This is a genomic window from Vibrio sp. WZ-1 (genome assembly GCF_052037695.1).
Lineage (GTDB): Bacteria > Pseudomonadota > Gammaproteobacteria > Enterobacterales > Vibrionaceae > Vibrio.
Genome location: NZ_JBQEQR010000067.1, coordinates 63,185 through 82,936 on the forward strand (window position 1 = coordinate 63,185; position 19,752 = coordinate 82,936).

General features: G+C 43.0%; 20 protein-coding genes. 11 read left to right on the forward strand and 9 right to left on the reverse strand.

The window, feature by feature from the left end; genetic code table 11:
• Window positions 1-63 precede the first annotated feature (63 nt).
• Together ACTS60_RS09275 and ACTS60_RS09280 are read right to left on the reverse strand one after the other, a co-directional pair.
• Window positions 64-2,088, reverse strand: coding sequence for a replication endonuclease (locus tag ACTS60_RS09275; RefSeq protein WP_440888006.1), 2,025 nt, complete (start codon window positions 2,086-2,088; stop codon window positions 64-66).
• Window positions 2,089-2,091: 3 nt separating this feature from the next.
• The gene (locus tag ACTS60_RS09280) at window positions 2,092-2,688 is read right to left on the reverse strand and encodes a 3'-5' exonuclease (protein ID WP_440888007.1); all 597 of its coding nucleotides are present in this window, start codon (window positions 2,686-2,688) and stop codon (window positions 2,092-2,094) included.
• A gap of 178 nt (window positions 2,689-2,866) precedes the next feature.
• On the opposite strand from ACTS60_RS09280, the gene ACTS60_RS09285 reads away from it, so the two are divergent.
• On the forward strand, window positions 2,867-3,235 hold the full coding sequence (locus tag ACTS60_RS09285; protein ID WP_440888008.1) for a DUF3693 domain-containing protein: 369 nt from the start codon (window positions 2,867-2,869) through the stop codon (window positions 3,233-3,235).
• Window positions 3,236-3,400: 165 nt separating this feature from the next.
• Here ACTS60_RS09285 and ACTS60_RS09290 read toward each other — a convergent pair whose 3' ends face one another.
• From ACTS60_RS09290 to ACTS60_RS09300, 3 genes are all read right to left on the reverse strand, one after another.
• The gene (locus tag ACTS60_RS09290; RefSeq protein WP_440888009.1) at window positions 3,401-5,140 is read right to left on the reverse strand and encodes an ATP-binding protein; all 1,740 of its coding nucleotides are present in this window, start codon (window positions 5,138-5,140) and stop codon (window positions 3,401-3,403) included.
• Window positions 5,130-6,323, reverse strand: coding sequence for an FIST signal transduction protein (locus ACTS60_RS09295; RefSeq protein ID WP_440888010.1), 1,194 nt, complete (start codon window positions 6,321-6,323; stop codon window positions 5,130-5,132). The genes ACTS60_RS09290 and ACTS60_RS09295 overlap by 11 nt, the downstream gene beginning before the upstream one ends.
• 113 nt (window positions 6,324-6,436) lie before the next feature.
• Window positions 6,437-6,793 (reverse strand): hypothetical protein, encoded by a 357-nt coding sequence (locus ACTS60_RS09300; protein WP_440888011.1) that lies wholly within the window; start codon window positions 6,791-6,793, stop codon window positions 6,437-6,439.
• A gap of 256 nt (window positions 6,794-7,049) precedes the next feature.
• On the opposite strand from ACTS60_RS09300, the gene ccoN reads away from it, so the two are divergent.
• The 10 genes from ccoN to uspE all read left to right on the forward strand — a co-directional run bounded on the left by ccoN (window position 7,050) and on the right by uspE (window position 16,033).
• Complete coding sequence (gene ccoN, locus ACTS60_RS09305) at window positions 7,050-8,477, forward strand: cytochrome-c oxidase, cbb3-type subunit I (protein WP_010447944.1); 1,428 nt, start codon at window positions 7,050-7,052, stop codon at window positions 8,475-8,477.
• Between the two features lie 12 nt (window positions 8,478-8,489).
• Complete coding sequence (ccoO, locus tag ACTS60_RS09310; RefSeq protein WP_440888012.1) at window positions 8,490-9,110, forward strand: cytochrome-c oxidase, cbb3-type subunit II; 621 nt, start codon at window positions 8,490-8,492, stop codon at window positions 9,108-9,110.
• A 9-nt stretch (window positions 9,111-9,119) separates the two neighbouring features.
• Entirely contained in the window at window positions 9,120-9,293 is a 174-nt protein-coding gene (locus ACTS60_RS09315; RefSeq protein WP_005396487.1) for a cbb3-type cytochrome oxidase subunit 3, read from the forward strand.
• The gene (gene ccoP / locus ACTS60_RS09320; protein ID WP_440888013.1) at window positions 9,293-10,267 is read left to right on the forward strand and encodes a cytochrome-c oxidase, cbb3-type subunit III; all 975 of its coding nucleotides are present in this window, start codon (window positions 9,293-9,295) and stop codon (window positions 10,265-10,267) included. Before ACTS60_RS09315 ends, ccoP begins: the two co-directional genes overlap by 1 nt.
• An 89-nt stretch (window positions 10,268-10,356) precedes the next feature.
• Window positions 10,357-10,833: a FixH family protein gene (locus ACTS60_RS09325; RefSeq protein WP_440888014.1), complete on the forward strand. Its 477-nt coding sequence runs from the start codon at window positions 10,357-10,359 to the stop codon at window positions 10,831-10,833.
• A gap of 4 nt (window positions 10,834-10,837) precedes the next feature.
• A complete protein-coding gene (locus ACTS60_RS09330) occupies window positions 10,838-13,201 on the forward strand; it encodes a heavy metal translocating P-type ATPase (protein WP_440888015.1) in 2,364 nt (787 codons plus the stop codon).
• A gap of 14 nt (window positions 13,202-13,215) precedes the next feature.
• Window positions 13,216-13,380, forward strand: a complete 165-nt coding sequence (gene ccoS, locus ACTS60_RS09335) for a cbb3-type cytochrome oxidase assembly protein CcoS (RefSeq protein WP_440888016.1) — start codon at window positions 13,216-13,218, stop codon at window positions 13,378-13,380.
• Window positions 13,381-13,389: 9 nt separating this feature from the next.
• Window positions 13,390-14,067 (forward strand): sulfite exporter TauE/SafE family protein, encoded by a 678-nt coding sequence (locus ACTS60_RS09340; RefSeq protein ID WP_440888017.1) that lies wholly within the window; start codon window positions 13,390-13,392, stop codon window positions 14,065-14,067.
• 90 nt (window positions 14,068-14,157) lie between these two features.
• Window positions 14,158-14,904 carry an FNR family transcription factor gene (locus tag ACTS60_RS09345; RefSeq protein WP_440888018.1) on the forward strand — a complete coding sequence of 249 codons (747 nt, stop codon included), beginning with the start codon at window positions 14,158-14,160 and terminating at the stop codon, window positions 14,902-14,904.
• Between the two features lie 181 nt (window positions 14,905-15,085).
• Window positions 15,086-16,033 carry a universal stress protein UspE gene (uspE, locus tag ACTS60_RS09350; RefSeq protein ID WP_440888019.1) on the forward strand — a complete coding sequence of 316 codons (948 nt, stop codon included), beginning with the start codon at window positions 15,086-15,088 and terminating at the stop codon, window positions 16,031-16,033.
• A gap of 117 nt (window positions 16,034-16,150) precedes the next feature.
• On the opposite strand, the gene ttcA is transcribed toward uspE, so the two are convergent.
• From ttcA to ACTS60_RS09370, 4 genes are all read right to left on the reverse strand, one after another.
• Window positions 16,151-17,044 carry a tRNA 2-thiocytidine(32) synthetase TtcA gene (gene ttcA / locus ACTS60_RS09355; protein WP_440888020.1) on the reverse strand — a complete coding sequence of 298 codons (894 nt, stop codon included), beginning with the start codon at window positions 17,042-17,044 and terminating at the stop codon, window positions 16,151-16,153.
• Between the two features lie 199 nt (window positions 17,045-17,243).
• The gene (locus ACTS60_RS09360) at window positions 17,244-17,906 is read right to left on the reverse strand and encodes a DUF2987 domain-containing protein (protein ID WP_440888021.1); all 663 of its coding nucleotides are present in this window, start codon (window positions 17,904-17,906) and stop codon (window positions 17,244-17,246) included.
• Window positions 17,907-17,922: 16 nt separating this feature from the next.
• Window positions 17,923-18,759: a glucosaminidase domain-containing protein gene (locus ACTS60_RS09365; protein WP_440888022.1), complete on the reverse strand. Its 837-nt coding sequence runs from the start codon at window positions 18,757-18,759 to the stop codon at window positions 17,923-17,925.
• Window positions 18,752-19,549: a hypothetical protein gene (locus tag ACTS60_RS09370; protein ID WP_440888023.1), complete on the reverse strand. Its 798-nt coding sequence runs from the start codon at window positions 19,547-19,549 to the stop codon at window positions 18,752-18,754. The genes ACTS60_RS09365 and ACTS60_RS09370 overlap by 8 nt, the downstream gene beginning before the upstream one ends.
• Between the last annotated feature and the right edge of the window lie 203 nt (window positions 19,550-19,752).

The window sequence follows — 19,752 nt, forward strand, 5'->3', positions numbered from 1 at the left end:
TTTTACGTTTGAGTTGTGAGTTAAAAATGGAAATGACAGTTATTGACACAAGTCCAAGGGAAATTAATGAGTCGTATCGGGCGGGGCTGCGCCCACCCAACACGACTCATTAATTTCCAGAGGCTCACTGAGCATCAATGCATGCATTTCGTCATAAAGCGCGAGGTGTTTTTCGTATTGCTCATACAAATCGTCATACATGCGTTCGTATTCTTGTTCGCGTTCGAGCGCATCAAAGTAGTCAACAACGTTAGACATGATCCCTTGTTGAGCACGTAAGAACTGTTCTTTGTTCTCGGTCTTCCAATTACGAAAGCGAGTAGCAATAAAAATCTGATGGAACATCAAGCCATTTAAGCGAGCTTGAGCCATATCGCCGTAGCGGGTAGGAGAGTATTCACCGCCCGAAGCAATGAGTTTTTCAATGGAGTCGGAAACGGTGTATTGGGCTTTGACAGGTTGGTCTTTGCGCTTAACAAACACGCCGCCCATGGCATAGCAAAACGCCTTCCAATCGCCTTCATCCGCTGAGCGTCGAACTTTTTCTAAAAGAAAGTGTTCGTCTTGAGATAAGTCGGTAAACAATGCGTCGTCCTCTTTGAATTCATCACGAAGACGACGAAGCTCACGCCATACCGTGACAGATGGACCACCAATAAATTGGAATTGGCGGATTTGGTTTACGCGCGCCCAAGTGACGACACGCTCAGCCGCATCGGAGCCAGAAAGAGACGAGCCCTTATCTGAATCGATATGCTGACCATCAATGTTTTTGCTCAGGTACTTAGCCACATAGCCAACCGCTGAACCTTTTGACCAGTCAATGACTTCGGCTTTAAAGCGCGCTTTCTTGGCGCCTTTTTCGTTAGGACTGTCAGCCATGGCCAAGCGACGAAACTCCGCAATTAATGGCTTACGAACGGACTTTTCCATGAACAGCAAAAGGTGGTGATGTGGTGTGCCGTCTTGGTGAGGCTCAACAATGCGCATCCCGTAAACTTTGACTTTGTTCTTATCGAGAAACTTACGTAGGTTCGCCCAAACACCCATCAAGTGAGCGTGAGCCGTTTTCGCGTCGGGCTTGCCTGCGTTCAACCAGTTAGAATTGACTGAGCCTTTAGAGACGCAGTGAAAACGAGACGGTGTTGTAACGGTAAAGAACACCGCATCATGGTCAGATTCTTGCGCAATTTCCTCAAACCCACGTAAACGAACGAACATTTCAGAGCGGCGAATAGCGGGATTGGAGATAGACTTTTCTGACAGTTCGCTAAGCGTGAAGTAGTTAGATGGATCAGCTTCATCGTAAGCAATGGTGTTGTCTAACGCGATGCGGTTAGATGTATTACGGTCACGTTGACGACTGACCGAGAAATCAGAGCAATAAACTTGCTTACGGCGTTGCACCAGAGCAAGGTCACGAGCCACTCGCTCAACCTCGTAAGCACATTTGCGGCGCAGCTGGCGAACAAGCCAATGTTCATCCAGTGCGCGATTAACCAAAGAAAACAACTCGCAATTACTGGTTGCGTAGTCGATAGCAGCCTCAGTAAATGCCAAGCCTATTGAATCAAGCAAAGCACATGCTTTGTTAAAGCGAGCCTCGCAAAACTCAATGGGGATGGCATTAATCACTCGAGAGAAGTCGCGTGATTTACGTTTGGCCATAGCGGTAATGTCATCGTCTGACATCGCATAGCTGTAGCCATGCTCAGTCAAACGAGTGTGAGCTTCATCCACAGATCGAGCGGCTTCCACAGCATCACGTGTTTTCATGATGTCGGTATAAGCGCGCACCATATGGCGAGTAAAGTCGCCATTACGGTGTAACGCTTTAGGGAGGTCAAAACAAGGATTGGAAGCAGGGCGCTCAATAAATTCTGACTTATCGTGAGAATAGATTTGCGCGTCGAGCGTTGGCATAACACGCGCTGCCATTGGGTAAGCGGCGCGTGTATGGTCTACATAATCAAAGCGGTGATTAAACAAATAATCGGGGATACGCTCAGTAGAATTCCATGAGTTAACAGGAACAAACTCAATGTATTCCTGTTTACCCGTAGCCAAGTCGACAACTAATTCACGCATGGCTTAGCACTCACTACCAGTGACGCCGTCACAGTTCGCTAGGCTTTGATTATCCAGCTGTGAGTTAACCGCATGAATCAAGCGACGAGTCATTTCGCAATCAGCTAAAGCACGGTGCGCAACTAAATCAGACACATCGACATTTTGTTGAGCGCAGGCATTTGATAAAGACTGCCATCTGTAATCACCAGATACTAAGCTAATCTCACCGAAGAACTCCGCATACCAGAGCATTACACATTCACCGCAAATCATGTGCGAGAGATTGCTTACAGGGTATGAGAAATCGCTCAGCGATTGGGAGATTAGTCGATAGTCATAATCGAAGTTATAAATCAGAACATGCTTATCAAATAAGAACTCTTTAATTTGGTTCCAAACAACATCAAAAGTAGGCATAAATTCAACATCAGAATCGGTAATGCCATGAATTCGAAGTGAATCGGGTGGGATTGAACAAAGAGGATTTACTAACTGATTAAATACAACATCACCAGTAGACGCACAAATACCTGATATTTCGACAATACGAGCATCAGTGCCTAAGCCAGTAGTTTCCGTATCGAGAATGATCGCGCCTTGGGTAGTAAGTTTGTTCATAGCAACACCTTGACAGTTGAGAGTGACCACCAAGGCCGAGCAAGAGCGTCAAGGGCAAGAGCCCAAACCAAGGTGGTCAAATTCCGAATTAACGGAATCCTAATTCCGAATTTCCGGAAGTTCAAGATACGAAAAATCGGAACAGATGAGCTAGAATGTTGGAAACGGAGGAATTTAGATGTATCAAAGTGAACTGTTAGATGCCTACAAAAAGGCTAAAAACTATGTACAAGACAAACAAATAGCAGCTGATTTGAACGTGCAAGCGTCTAGAATTAGTGAAATGCGCAAAGGAAAGCGCTATATCTCTGATTCAGAAGCAGTTTTTCTGGCGAAAGCATCAGGAATAGACCCAGAAATTGCATTGTTAGGTTGTCACGCTGATCGCAACGAGAATCCAGAGATTCGCGGTATGTGGGAAAACATAGCAAAAAAGTATAACGGGCTTGGATTAGCAGGAATTTCAATGGCTTGTGGTGGCTTGGTTATGGTGATTTCGAGCCCATCAGAATCATTATTACAGTGCGCATTATATGTGTTATGTTAAATACGGTGTAGCGCTACGTGAAATCTGATACTTCTAAGGTGCCTAACCTTCTCTTCTTTTACGTTATTCCTTTGCATCATTAAACATAATGGTGATTTACCATAAAATACTTAATATAGATCTTATCAATCTAGCGATTGGTAAGATCTATATTAAGTTTTATAACTATGTAGATTTAACGCTATTACACTGTGCGATCACTAAAGCTTCCTGAATATCGCGTTGCCTTACAGGCTTTGAAATAAATCCGTTCATTCCGACATTTATGCATGCCTTCTTATCGCTTTCCATTGCATGAGCTGTTAATGCCACTATTGGAATTTTGATTCCGCGATTTCTCAATTGTTTTGTTGCCGTCAAACCATCCATTATGGGCATAGAAATATCCATTAAAATGATGTCTACATCAACTTCTCTCTGCTCTAGAAAAGCAATGGCTTCATGTCCATCATTAGCAATGTATGTGTGATGGCCTAACTTCTTTAATAGTAAAGTAATCACCATTTGGTTTGATGTCGTATCTTCGACAACTAGAACGTTAAGTGAATTCGCTTTTTCCGGCGATTCCTCTTTAAGCTCATTTTTTTTATCTCTCGACAATACGGGAATTTTCACCGTAAACGTTGACCCTACATTGAGCTCACTCGTTACAGTAATTGATCCTCTCATCATATCAACTAAGTGTTTTGTGATGGCCAAGCCTAGACCGGTTCCGCCGTAGATTCTAGTTGTCGAGTTATCAACCTGGTGAAATGCTCTAAAGATGTTCTGAATGTTATCTGTTGATATACCGATCCCGCTATCCGTTACTTCGAGTTCAACAGCATTATTGGTAGCAATCATTTTTACACAGACTTTGCCATCGTTAGTAAACTTTACAGCATTGCCCACAAGGTTAAATATGATTTGATATAGCCTAACAGAGTCTAACCAGTACTCCTTAATATCCTCAATATTGGACTGATATTCAAAGTCCACGCCTTTAAGGTTAGCGTCTTGTTTATGTTGACATAGAATATTGGTTACGCTGTCACTAATTGTTGCCCATTTTTCTTTTAAAAGGAATTTACCCGATTCAATTTTGGATAGATCTAAAATATCACTGATAATGGCTAGCAAAAGCTCAGCAGAGGTTTCCATCTGGTAGAGTTTGTTTTCCTCAAAACTTGCCATTTCTGAAGTTTTGAGTACATCGAGCATCCCCAAAATTGAGTTTAGAGGTGTGCGGATTTCATGGCTCATCATTGCCAAAAATTCAGACTTAGTGCGGTTTGCTCTTTCCGCTTCTTCCCTAGCCTTTGCCAGTTCTGCTGTCCTTAAATCAACAATACGTTGTAACTTTTCTTTGTATTCGATATCGAATAATGCTCTTTCAATCAATGGCCTAAAGCGACGATAAGTTTCTTTGTCATTGATGCTAAACTGACCTTTTCGCGAACCTACTAACATAATTACGCTTTGGGTCACTTCAGTGCGAATTCCTGTGACAAGCACGGATGAAATGTGATTGATGAGAAAAGGGTTAAGCTTTTGAAACTCTGTAATATTATTAGGTTCAAAGATTAATATACACTCGCCTTTGAGTGCGCGATTAAAGACGTTACCTTGTAACCATGTGGTGTTTGTGAATGCAGTATTGGTCGTTAAAAATGTTTCAAATTTGGAAGAGGAATCATCGCGGCTCAGCACAATAAAATCATCGAAACCAATGTATTTTGTTAAAACACTATTGAGTCCTTCAAAAATTTCCTGCTTATTTTGAGCCTCGCTAAGTGAGGAGATTGCGGTCAGTATTGCTTTGTTTTCATCAACAAGTTGCTTCTCTCTTTCTCTTGAACGTTTGAGTTCAATCAAGGTTTCTTGAAGCTCTTCTTGTTGATAGATATCTGTGTTTTCAGTTTTCATAGGGTCTGTGGAAAATTGCAGAAGAAATCATTAAGTTTCCATGTCCATTTTCGCCGCCAATAAAACGCCCTTGTTCCCCAAACGTGAACGGGCATATAAATGGCAAGTGATTAAGTTCGATGTTGATTTGGTCGCAAACATCATCGATGTCCTGTTTGAGATTTAGCATTGGCCCCGCACAAAAGATATTAATTACTCCGATTTTTTTCGATGTCTCTAGTTTTTGGCTCAATGCAGAATTTACAACTCTTGCCGCTCTACTAATAAGGTGTCGCCGACTACCTTGCATTAGATAAACCACATCGCCTTCAGCGAGGGTCGTAAATAGCTCGATTCCCCCTTCGGAGGTTTCTCTAATTGGGTGTGATAATTTAAAGTATGGCCGTTCATAAATACTACCAGCGACCCGACCTAACGGATAAGCACTGGCGATATCAAATAAGAAACAACTTTTATCTTTATCTGCGTGGAGCTGTGTCCAGCTACGATAAACCTCTAATGCTGGTCTACCATCAATTTCTAGTAGGTTTCTACCCGAGACTTTAGTAACTGTGCCTTTGAATTCCGTAGGACTATGCCCTGCTCCGAATGCAATTTCTACTGGTTGAGACGCATAGAATAATGTGACACTCACACCATTATCACTTAGCCCTTGCGTGCTAATAATAGACCATTTACCTTCAATTTTATTATCAGCAGCAGACCCTCCAATAATAGGAACTAGAGTGCCAAATCGTTGGTCTATCGCTTCAATAATCTCCTCTTCGCTTCCTGGTGTTGAATGCAAAAGGATCAGGCTAGGTAACTCCCCCCGCCTTCCAGCATGGATGAGAGCCATATCTAAGGCACAGTTTGTAGTTTTCTTTATATTTAGATTATTTGAAGATAATGGCGAAATACCAGTTCCATATGCATGTAAACCAGAATCGTAAATAGCCAAAATAGCAACCACAGGACCATGATGAACACCTTGTTCTGTCATGATAGAGTGACAAGAACTCGCTCCGTGAAAAGGTATATCGGTAAAATTACGCGAAAGAGCACTACACAGCGTTTCTGCGTCATACTCCTCTGTGTAATAACAGACAATAAAAGCGAGGTTCTCAGTTTCTAGTTTTGAACGAAAATGAGCAACAGCTTTATCTTCATCTTCAATATGTGTAAATAATGATTGGCAGTGCATACTATCTAATTATTGTTTGAAGCAATACTCTTATACCATCACTAACAGAATCTACCAGTGACAAAAGTGCTAATTGCACAAATAAGAAACAATTATCTCGCGTCAGATCTGATTTATAAAGTTACGCTCACGATTTCACTATTTTGTTGTAGGAATATAATTCTATTGGCAGGAAGTTCATTCACTGGAATATCCATTTCCCCGTCGTTTATAGAGACATAGTTTCTAGATTGATTTAGATCAATTTTCACTCTGCTGTTTTTGGCTGTTTGGATAGATATCTTGTCAGAGAGCACTCTAATTTGGATATTTTCTCGCCCAATTGTTACATCACATCGTTCTTTTTGTGAACAATCGACGCTACGCATACTCTCATAGTTAAAGGTTCTCCAGACAAATGCAGTTATTAAAACACTGAGCATGATTAAGATTTGTGCAAGTCTTGCCTTTGTTAACTTTTGTGCAGCCATAATTCCTAATATCCTTGTTACAAACTTCAAACTTTTTAAATAAAAAATGATTTCCAGAGGCGTTGTAAGGTTACTACTCTGTCATTGAATTGTTAATTCAAGTATAGTGTTTCGCTGAAAATGCCACTTTTTATTAAAGTCAGCAATGGAAATAAAGTGATGATAACACTTGAATTCTTGAGTTTACTTGGGTGGTGTTACGACGCAAGTCGTGTTGGAAGTAAAGTGTAGTTAATTAGAAATTGGAAGCATGCAAATGAGCCAAGTAAAGCAGCTTGAACAAAACTACAACTATACAGTCGTTCGCCAATTTACCCTTGTGACCATTTTATGGGGCATAGTTGGTATGGCTGTTGGTGTTTTGATTGCCGCTCAGTTAGTTTGGCCACAGCTAAACTTTGATACGCCGTGGTTGACGTACAGTCGTTTACGTCCATTGCATACTAATGCGGTAATTTTTGCGTTTGGTACCAGTGCTCTGTTCGCAACATCTTATTATGTTGTTCAGCGTACTTGTCAAACACGTCTTTTTGGTGGCCCACTCGTTGCCTTCACCTTTTGGGGTTGGCAAGCAATTATCCTAGCCGCAGCAATCACCCTACCTCTAGGTTTTACCTCGGGTAAGGAGTACGCTGAGTTAGAATGGCCTATTGATATCGCAATTGCGATTGTCTGGGTATCTTATGCGGTGGTGTTCTTTGGAACATTAGTTAAGCGTAATACCTCTCACATCTACGTTGCTAACTGGTTCTTCGGTGCCTTTATCATCACAGTAGCAGTACTTCACATCGTGAACAGCATGGCAATTCCTGTTGCGCTTGGTAAATCCTATTCGATTTACTCAGGTGCAGTGGATGCAATGGTTCAATGGTGGTATGGACACAACGCGGTAGGTTTCCTATTGACCGCTGGTTTCCTCGGCATGATGTACTACTTCGTTCCTAAGCAAGCTGAACGTCCTGTTTACTCTTACCGTTTATCTATCGTTCACTTCTGGGCACTAGTTTCGTTATACATTTGGGCAGGTCCTCACCATCTACATTACACAGCGTTACCTGATTGGACTCAATCTCTTGGTATGGTGATGTCTCTGGTTCTATTTGCTCCATCTTGGGGTGGTATGATCAACGGTATCATGACGCTGTCTGGTGCATGGCATAAGCTTCGTTACGACCCTATCCTACGTTTCCTAATCGTTTCATTGTCTTTCTATGGTATGTCTACTTTCGAAGGCCCAATGATGTCTATTAAGACAGTAAACGCGCTATCGCACTACACAGACTGGACCATTGGTCACGTTCACTCTGGTGCATTAGGTTGGGTTGCTATGGTTTCAATTGGTTCTGTATATCACCTCGTTCCTCGTCTGTTCGGTCAAGAGCGCATGTACTCTGTTAGCCTAATCAATGTTCACTTCTGGTTAGCAACTATTGGTACCGTTCTTTACATTGTAGCAATGTGGATTTCTGGTGTAATGCAAGGCCTAATGTGGCGCGCAGTTAACTCTGACGGCACGCTAACTTACAGCTTTGTCGAATCTGTAGAGGCATCTTACCCGTTCTACTTCGTACGTTTCCTAGGTGGTTTTATCTTCCTATTCGGTATGTTCCTAATGGCATACAACACGTACAAAACGGTAACTGCGCCTAAAGAAAGCTTAAAAGCTATCCCTCAACCGGCATAAGGAGATTAAAGAATGAGTAATAATTCGAATAATCGCCACGAAATCCTAGAACGTAATGTCGGTTTGTTGGCTATTTTCATTGTCTTCGCAATCAGTTGGGGTGCGCTTGTAGAAATCACGCCTCTGATTTTCCAGAAGCAAACGACGGAACCTGTAGAGAACCTACGTGCTTACACTCCTCTGGAAATGGAAGGTCGTGACATCTATATCCGTGAAGGTTGTAACGTTTGTCACAGTCAGATGATTCGCCCTTTCAGATCTGAAACAGAACGCTACGGTCACTACTCTGTTGCTGGCGAAAGCGTTTGGGAGCACCCATTCCTATGGGGTTCTAAGCGTACCGGTCCAGACTTGGCGCGTGTAGGTGGGCGTTACTCTGATGAGTGGCATCGTGTTCACCTAATCGATCCACGTGAGCTAGTACCAGAATCAAACATGCCGGGTTTCCCTTGGCTAGAAGAGAACGTACTAGACGGCAAGCTGACGCAGAAGAAATTAGAAGTATTCCGCAACCAGTTCGGTGTTCCGTACACGGATGAACAAATCGCGAATGCGACTAAAGAAGTAGAAGGTAAAACAGAGATGGATGCAATCATCGCTTATCTTCAGTCTCTTGGTCATGCAATGAAGTAAGGGGGTAACATGGATTTCGGTACAATTCATAGTATTTATACCGTTGTACTCTTCGCTAGTTTTATTGGCATCGTATGGTGGGCATTTAGTAAGAAGCGTAAGGCACGTTTTGAGGAAGATGCTAACTTGGTGTTTGCTGACGAAGAACAAACGACCCCAAATAACCAAGGAGTGAAGAAGTAATGACTACATTCTGGAGTCTCTGGATTATCGTGATTACTGTCGGTACGCTAGTTGGCTGTGCGATCCTCCTGACTTGGTGCGCTAAAGATAAAATGGGCGTCGAGGAAGGGGAAGACATGGGCCACGAGTACGATGGTATTCGCGAGCTTAACAACCCTCTACCAAAATGGTGGACATACTTATTTGTGAGCACGTTTGTGTTTGCCGCGGTATATCTGGCACTGTTCCCAGGCTTAGGTAACTTTAAAGGACTCCTAAACTGGCAGAGTTCGGATCAAACCGTACGTACGTTGGAAGAATCAAAAGAAGCCATCGCACGAGCACAAGAGAACAAGCAACTTAACCAATACGCTAAAGAGCTAGATGACGCGGACGCATACTTCGGCGAAGCATTTCGTGCCCTTGCGCATAACGCAGATGGTCTACGCCCTATCCCTGAGATTGCGCAAGATCCTGAAGCAATTAAGGTTGGTCAGCGTTTGTTCCTACAAAACTGTTCACAATGTCACGGCTCTGATGCTCGTGGTCAGACAGGTTTCCCTAACCTGACCGACAATGCATGGCTATATGGCGGCGAGCCAGCGGCTATCGTTACTACTATCATGCAAGGCCGTATCGGTCAGATGCCAGCGTGGAAAGATGCACTTGGCGAACAAGGTGTTCAAGAAGTTGTAAGCTACACGCTAAGCTTATCTGGACGTAAAGTGAATGCACGTGAAGCAGAAGCAGGTAAAGCTCGCTTCGTTGTGTGTGCTGCTTGTCACGGTACTGATGGTAAAGGTAACCCTGCTGTGGGTGCACCTGACCTAACGGATCAATACTGGTTATTCGGCGATTCGCGCGCTGCGGTAACGGAAACAGTTATGAATGGTCGCTCTGGTGTAATGCCAGCTTGGAAGGACATTCTAGGCGAAGACAAGGTTCAACTTGTTTCGGCATACGTTTGGAGCTTAAGTAACTCTGACAATAAGTAACATTTCAATAACAGCCCCTTTCATAGGGGCTGTCTTTCCTTTAAATTTAAAGCCTTACATTTTTTCATTTAGCTGTTGAGAACTTTTTTATGGTAAAGCCTTGGTATAAACAATTTTGGCCGTGGTTCCTGATCATCCTACCTCTGACGGTTGTAGTATGGACGGTCGTTACAGTAGTCGTATTCGCCAACAACTCGGTATCTTTGGTCGCTGAGGATTACTATAAAAAAGGCAAAGGCATCAATATCGACATCAGTAAAATGAATGTCGCTCGTGACCTTGGTCTTAACGCTACAGTCTCTTCTGATAAGAACACTGTTGTTATCGCTTTCAATAAAGGTGAGTTGCCTCACTTCCCTGCTTTAACTGCAACGTTCACACACCGTACGTTGCCAGATCGTGACTTCACGAAGCTGCTTACAGCAGATGCAAAAGGTAATTATCGTTTAACACCTGAAGATTCTATGCAGGGCCCTTGGTTCGTCGAGCTTGAACCACACAACAAAGAATGGATGATTCAAGGTCGAGTCGAGTTCCCTGCACAACCAACAATATTGATGAAGTAAGTCTATGTGTAAATCCTGTTACCACTGCGGTGAAGATGTACCAGCCAACACGGATTTCAAAGTAGAAATATTGGGTGAAATTCGCGACATGTGCTGCCCAGGCTGTGAAACTGTGGCACAAACCATTGTTGAAAGTGGTCTCGTCTCCTACTACCAATACCGAACTGCGCCAGCGGAAAAGGCAGATTTAGTTCCAGAACAGCTTCAAGCGCTCATTCATTATGACAATGAAGACGTTCAGTCAGAGTTTGTTCGTCATCATGAGAACACATCAGAAGTCACCCTTTCATTAGAAGGCGTATCATGCGCAGCATGTGCTTGGCTAATCGAAAAACAAGTATCAGGAGTGAAAGGTCTGGTCTCCATTCGTGTGAACACCACCACGAACCGAGCATTACTTGCTTGGGACAAAACACAAGTCCGCCTTAGTGAATTGCTCTCAGTGATTCACAGACTCGGTTATAAAGCTGCTCCGTTTGAAGCTGATAAACAAGAGGCTTCCTATCACCGAACCATGAAGCAATATCTCTATCGATTAGGTATTGCAGGTCTTGCGACAATGCAAGTGATGATGCTTGCGGTAGCGTTATATCTTGAAGTTTTTGGTGACCTAGAACCTGAATTCAAAAACTACTTCCGTTGGGTCAGTTTAATCTTTGCAACGCCTGTACTACTCTATTCAGCTCTTCCTTTCTACCTTAATGCATGGCGAAGCATCAAAGGTCGTACACTTGGTATGGATGTCCCCGTCTCCATCGCATTGATCTTCGCTTATGTAGCAAGTTTGGTCGCGACAGTTACCGAGCAAGGTGAAGTTTTCTTTGAATCCATTTCAATGTTTACCTTCTTCTTGTTGGTCGGTCGATTCTTAGAGATGCGAGCACGTCGTAAGGCGGCTGCGGCTAGTGGTAACCTTCTGAAGTTAATCCCTGCTATAGCTACCACGCTCGACGGTGAGCAAATCCCAGTAAAAACCTTAAAGGTTGGCGATCGTATTCGCGTTCTTCCTGGCGAACACATTCCTGCAGATGGAAAAGTGATTTCCGGTCGAATCCATATCGATGAATCTATGCTCACTGGTGAATCTATTCACGTGGTTAGGAAATCTGGTGACTCGGTATACGCCGGAACGTTGAATGGTGACGAATCTTTCGAGCTTGAAGTGACGAATTCAAAAGCGGATTCGATGATTTCAAATATTGTACGCCTTCAAGACGAAGCACAGCACTCCAAACCTAAGATTGCGGAGATCGCAGATGTCGTTGCACGATATTTTGTTGGTGCGATTCTTATCATTTCCGCAGGAACATGGTTCTACTGGCATCAAACTAAACCTGATGATGCATTTTGGATCATGTTGTCTGTGTTGGTTGCGACTTGTCCTTGCGCCCTTTCGTTAGCAACTCCAACTGCGTTAACTTGTGCAACGTCTCGTATGGGCAATTTCGGTATTTTGCTACGTAAGGGACACGTGTTCGAAACACTGTGCAAAATTAACCACCTTGTTGTTGATAAAACGGGGACACTTACCAAAGGCGATATCGAAATCAGTGAAACCAAAACCTTTACGAGCATAACCGAAGCCGAAGCACTAGCGATTGCAGCCGCGCTTGAAGCTCACGCAAATCACCCTATTGCTCGCGCATTTTCTGACTTTGGTCTAGAAGATGTTACCGTCAGTGACGTTCAAAATGTTATTGGTTCTGGGATTCAAGGAATTTGGGACAACAAGGTAGTAAAAATCGGTAGTGCTACTTTCGTTGTTGGCAACAATCGAGATGAAAGTAACGCTGTATACCTATCAGTGGATGATGCACATGCTGCGACGTTCTACTACCGCGATCCTATTCGTAAAGAGAGCAAAGCATTCATTCAACGTTTTGCTGATGCCGGTATCAAGACGACACTATTAACCGGTGACTCTTTGCAGAACGCAAATCCTGTTGCTGATGAAATGGGTATTGACCATGTGATCGCATCGGCAAAACCAGAAGATAAACTCGCGTATCTTAAAGGGCTAGACAAGAGCGACATCACAATGATGGTTGGTGACGGTATCAACGACGCACCTACGCTAGCTGGCGCACACCTGTCTGTCGCCATGGGTGGAGGTACCGATGTCGCAAAAGCATCTGCAGATATGACGCTTCTTGGCGATAATTTAGAGAAACTATTGGAAGCTAGATTGCTTGCGATACGTACAAGAAAGATAATCCGAGAAAACTTGGCTTGGTCTTTGGGATACAACCTGTTAATTTTGCCGCTGGCAGTCGCAGGTTTAGTCGCGCCATATGTCGCGGTAGTTGGTATGTCTGCGAGTTCTATTATCGTCGTATCCAACTCATTGCGTCTGCTTAAAGAGAAGTAAGTGAGAGATCTAGCATGGAAAGTCTTTACATTTTAATCCCTATTGCCATTGTGTTGGTCTGTGTCGCCGTCGCTATTTTCCTTTGGGCTGTTCGTAGTGATCAGTTTGAAGACCTAGAGCGACAAGGTCATAACATTCTTTTTGATGAAGAAGAAAAAACAACTAACAAGAAACCATAAGCTTACTTTATGAGCCCAGACTTTATTGGTGCATTCATGATCGGTCTCGTTGGGGCCGGTCATTGCATGGGAATGTGTGGCGGTATCGCTTCTTTGCTTTCAATGGGAGCACCAAACAACAAACCTTCACCAACCATCCCTCTCTTCTATAACTTAGGTAGGCTTGCAAGCTACGCATTGATTGGTGCTATCGTCGGTGGTGCAATCTCTGGCCTTTCTGAACTGAGCGGTCTAACCCAATCTCTTGCTTGGCTTCGTTTTGTCGCCGCACTTTTCATGATCTTAGTTGCACTCTATATCGCCAAATGGTGGCAAGGTCTATTGGTCATAGAAAAAGCAGGTCAACATATCTGGAAGTTTATCTCTCCAGCTGGAAAGAGCTTACTTCCCTTAAAGCATTCCTTTCACGCATTCCCATTTGGTTTTATTTGGGGATGGCTACCTTGTGGCTTAGTCTATTCAGCGCTTACATGGTCTGCCGTTTCAGGAAGTGCATTAAACGGTGGATTAATCATGCTAGCTTTTGGGCTCGGAACTCTTCCATCCATGTTGGCTATTGGGTACGGCGCAAGCCACTTTCAGAAATTGCAAAAATCGTTAATATTTAGAAACATCTCAGCATTAATCCTAATAAGCTATGGCATGTATACTGCCGCCGGCGCGATGAAGATGCTTGGTTTCATATAGCATCAAAGTCGTTTTCCATCATATTTTTGCTACCCTTTAGGAGTAAGCAGTGATAAAATATTGATGTATATCAAATAGTGAAAGGTTGTTATGATTTCTGAAAAACCTGCAACAAAGCGTATCCAATCAGGTGGTTGCGCGATTCATTGCCAAGATTGTAGCATTAGCCAACTATGTATTCCGTTCACTCTAAACGAGTCTGAGCTGGATCAGTTGGATCAAATCATCGAGCGAAAAAAGCCAATCCAAAAAGGCCAAGAGCTTTTTAAAGCAGGTGATGAGCTAAAATCTCTGTACGCTATCCGCTCTGGCACGATCAAGAGCTACACCATTACAGAGCAAGGCGATGAGCAAATCACTGCGTTTCATTTAGCAGGTGACCTTGTAGGTTTCGATGCAATTACGGGTGACCAACACCCAAGTTTTGCGCAAGCACTCGAAACATCAATGGTTTGCGAAATTCCTTACGAAATCCTTGATGATTTGTCAGGAAAAATGCCAAAGCTTCGCCAACAGATTATGCGTCTGATGAGTAACGAAATTAAGGGCGATCAGGAAATGATTCTTCTTCTTTCTAAAAAGAATGCTGAAGAACGTCTTGCTGCTTTCCTATACAACCTATCGACTCGTTTTTCACAACGTGGCTTTAGCCCTCGTGAGTTCCGCCTAACCATGACGCGTGGTGATATCGGTAACTACCTAGGTCTAACGGTAGAAACTATCAGCCGCTTGCTTGGTCGCTTCCAGAAATCTGAAATTCTGAGTGTAAAAGGTAAGTACATCACCATCTTAGATCATGATGCATTGATGGAACTAGCTGGCGTTAGCAAAGAGTAATTTGCCCTATCAATAGATGTAGCTCGAAAATGAGCTACATCATATTTCTTCTAAAATCCCTTCGAAAGTCCTCATATTCTTTCTCAAACTGAGCTACAGTAAAAATGTACCTTGTGTACTCCAATATACTGATTTACCTTAAATTCAGTGTTTGGTTTTACAATAATAAGTGGGCTTAGTTATGAGTATATACAGTAAGATCCTTGTTGTTGCTGACATCAATAACGATGAGCAGCCAGCACTTGCAAGAGCGGTCCAACTCGCTCGAAAAAGTGTATCCAGAAGCCGAATCACTTTCTTTCTGTCAATCTACGATTTCTCGTATGACATGACCTCAATGCTGTCGGTCGATGAAAGAGATGCTATGCGTCGCGGTGTTATCCACCAACGTGAACAATGGATGCGTAAGATAGCCCAACCGTATTTAGACGATAGCTTCGACTTTGATGTTTGTGTTGTTTGGCATAATCGCCCTTATGAAGCGATTATTGCTGAAGTTTTTGCCGGTAGTCACGACATCGTTATTAAGGGCACGCGTAAGCACGACGTCCTAGAATCCGTCATTTTCACTCCTACAGATTGGCATTTATTGCGTAAATGCCCTATCCCTGTACTTTTGATCAAAAATGCCGAATGGCCAGAACATGCGAAGATTCTTGCCTCTGTTCATGTTGGCTCTGAGAATCCAACCCACATTGACTTGAATGACTCAATGGTTGAGCGTCTGAAAGAAATCTCTAGTCGCCTCGACGCCGATCCATATCTTGTTAATGCATACCCGGTGACACCAGCTAACATCACTATTGAGTTACCAGAGTTTGATCCGATGACGTACACCGATGCAGTCCGTGGTCATCACTTAACGGCAATGAAAGCGCTTCGTCAGAAACACGGTCTGGATGAAGAACAAACGATAGTTGAGCAAGGCCTACCAGAGGACATCATTCCTACCACCGCCGAAAAACTAAACGCAGCAATGGTTATTTTGGGAACGACCGGACGTACGGGGCTTTCAGCCGTGTTTATTGGTAACACAGCAGAGCATGTAATAGATAAAATTAATTGTGATGTACTGGCATTGAAACCAAACGGCTACATCAGTCCGCTCGATCCAAATACAGCGACTTAGTGAGTTTTAACGCTATCAAGAAATAAAAATCCCCCAATAGTTGGGGGATTTTTTATCTATTCAATCCAAATGAATGAATCTAACAAAAGGCGGCTCATCTAGCCTCCTATTGTGGAATTAGATGTTGGTTACATCGATAAACATCGACTCATCAATGTTGGTTGAAGAAACCACTGCTTCACTGAACTCGTATTCTTCACGGCTACCCTCACGATCTAGTGGAAGGTTTTCAAAATCAAACAGTTCACGGTCAGCAAGCTGACTTGGGCTTACGTTTTGAATTGACTTGAAGATAGCTTCTACGCGACCAGGCGTTTTCTTGTCCCAATCAATCAGCATTGCTTTGATCGATTGACGTTGAAGGTTCTCTTGTGAGCCACATAGATTACATGGGATGATAGGGAAATCTTTGTGTTCCGCGTATTTAATCAAATCTTTTTCACGGCAGTACGTCAGTGGACGAATAACGACATTACGGCCATCATCTGAACGAAGCTTTGGTGGCATCGCTTTAAGACGAGAACCATGGAACATGTTCAAGAACATTGTTTCTACGATGTCATCCATGTGGTGACCAAGTGCTAGTTTAGTCGCGCCTATCTTCTCTGCAAAAGAGTAAAGTGTGCCACGACGAAGACGTGAACATAGACCACACGTCGTTTTACCTTCTGGCACTTTCTCTTTAACCACTGAATAAGTGTCCTTGTCTACGATGTAGTAAGGAATATTCAGCGTTTCAAAATAGTCTGGAAGAATGTGCTCAGGGAAACCTGGTTGTTTCTGGTCAAGGTTAACCGCTACCACTTCAAACTTGATCGGTGCTGCCTTTTGTAGATTCAGCAGGATATCAAGCATCGCGAATGAATCTTTACCACCGCTGATACATGCCATCACAACATCACCTTCTTCGATCATGTTGTAATCAGTAATGGCATTTCCAACATTTCTTCTTAGGCGTTTCTGAAGCTTGTTGAATTCTAGGGTTTCTTTTCTTGTATCTACTTGGTTCATTGCGGGCTCTCACATCGCCGATAAATCGACTAGGGCTTCCTAACATGGGTTTCTTTGGGGCGTGGATTATACGAGCTTTTTGCGCAGGATTAAATGTTTGTGTGACCGACTCGTCAATAAATACACTCTAAAGCAGTGTGATGTGCAATAAAAACTAAAAAGAGCTGCAATTGCAGCTCTTTGAAAAGTCAAATCACGATTATTTTTTCGCATTTGGTAGATAAGGTAGGACACGAGTCGTTGGCTGAGGCAAGGTCATGTGCCCCCCTGCACCGATGTCACTTAGTGCTACTTGGACTTTACCATTCACAATGGCTTTTTCTGTGCCATTGGAGAATCTGATGTTGTCATTCAACTCATCAGCAAACTCCATGGTCACGCCTTGAACTTCCGGAGTGAACCAGCCTGCAAACATACCACCAAGATCTTCAAGCAGAGCCTGCATTTGTGGCATTAAAGGCATGAGTTGCTCGTAAGATACGTTACCCTGTAATGGTTCTTTGGTCATCACAACTAAAGAGTAATCACATCGCGTATCTTTTGGTGTCTGAACGAAGACAAGCGGATTCGCTGATTTAAGATTCTTGTCGATCGGAATTGGAAGTTCTTTAGAAGCTGGAATCACAAATTCTTCGTAATGCTCTTCTTTTTCCATCCATGCTTTTTCTATCTCGCACAGTTGCTTGGTGTTTGCATCAACAAAGAACACGCCGACTTTGACGTCGTCATGCCCTTCTTTCGCATTGTTCTTCAATTGTGTATAGAGCTTGGAATACGTAAACATGTATTCTTGAGCTTGAGTTGCAGGCGATGCTAAGACCAGTACCGCACTGCCTAGTATACTTAGGCTTAACTTCTTCATCCGATCCGTTATTTCTTTATTGTGTCCAGTAAGCGTTATTGTGGCGAATCATTGCACGTAAGTCATTAACGTAGGCAATGCCACGCTCAGAATAAGCGAGTAAACCATGAGTCAGCTCTGATGCTGTCGCCACCGATAACAAATCCTTGTGTTTCCCTGCTAAATTCGCACGAATATCTCGTAAGTCCGCATACGCGCGGTTTCGGTTCACATTCATAAAGTATCCGTGTACGGACTCTTGTACCGAGTCAAACTTTTCTACTTCATGTGTTTTGCCTGCGCCACGTTTTGCAGGGACAATTCCGCAGCCTTTCTTATAACACCATTGACCAAATAAGTTGTTCGCTTGTGTGGCAAAACGAGAGGTTCCCCACGCAGATTCATTGGCAGCTTGGGTCAACACTAAGGCTTCTGGTAACACATTGACACGCTTGAGCATCTCATCTAACCAAGCTTGCGTTACTGTATTGTTCTTTAATGGGTAAGAATACAGTGCCGCTAAACGTTCAGCGTACGACGTTTGCTCTAAACTTACCTCTCCAACATTCAAAGATGTTAAGAACGAGCGCTCTTTTTCGATGCGTTGATTTTCTAAAGCAATTTTCGGTCTAAGGAAATCAAAGAAAGCAGTTTTCTTGTCTTTCGTGTCTTTGATCGAATTGAAATCCGGGATGTCACCAATATAAGGAAGGTGGGACAAATCTGGATGTGAAACCGGGCCATGCACAACTTGAGAGTCAATCGCCTTGCGATACTCTCGGTCATAATGCAGATAAGGTCCAACAGAAACTAAAGTGGCGGCTATTGTGATAGCCGCCACTCGTAAACTCATAGATTTTAAAGATTTAGGCATCAAACACCTGAGAATTACCATCGTGATCGTTATCATTTTTTTGTGTTGCTACGATCTTCAACTTGATACCAAACATTTCGCGGTACAGAATGCCCTTCAAATGGAAGAAGAACGGTAACACGAAAATCAAGCCGATTCCGTAGAACATTGCAGCAACAATAAACATCAACATCACGCCTAAGTAAAGCCCTGCGATAACAAAAAGCTTCTTATTGATTGCACGAAGCGATAAAAGAAGTGATTGCATCGGCGGTACTCTTTTCTCACAAATCAATAAGATAGAGTGACTAAATGCCAACGAAAGGTACAGAGATAGTAATGGGAAAATCATTCCCGCCACTCCCTGCATCATCAGACTAAACAGTGTTGCCAAAATCACAGGTACGGTAAATTGAAGACCTTTGCCTACGTGACGTACTTTTGTCTTCAAGCCCGCAACATGGCTCATTGCCATCAAACTGATACCCGCATAAATCGGCGCACTGATCACTTCATAGCTAAAATTCGCAACGTATATAGCAGACACGATATCTGTTGTGAATGACTCAGGATCTTGAAGGGCATCTAGAATGATGCTTGGATTGCCTAACTGAAGTTGTAGTGCAATATAAAAAATGCCTAACTGAACGAATAGCAATAAGATAATAGCCGGAGAGAAGGACAAGAATTGTTGGATCGTGATGCGCCAAGCTTCACTAAAAACAGCCCCGGCTTTTAGTTCGTATTGGCCAGAAAGAGCGCGCTCTACACTCCCTCCAAGATTAAAATCTTTCTCAAAATCGTTGTTCATATGTTATCCAAGGCTAACTTGTAAAATTTATGCTGGAAAACCAGCTAATTAATAAGGGCGTCATTATAAATGAAATCTTTGCATGTCTAAAATCATAACTACGCCTGAATGCTTGCAAATTTCATCATTTGGTCGATAATTAACCACTCGCAAATCTATGAAATAGAAAACATTTGCTAGCGAAATTAATACCTAGAGAAATG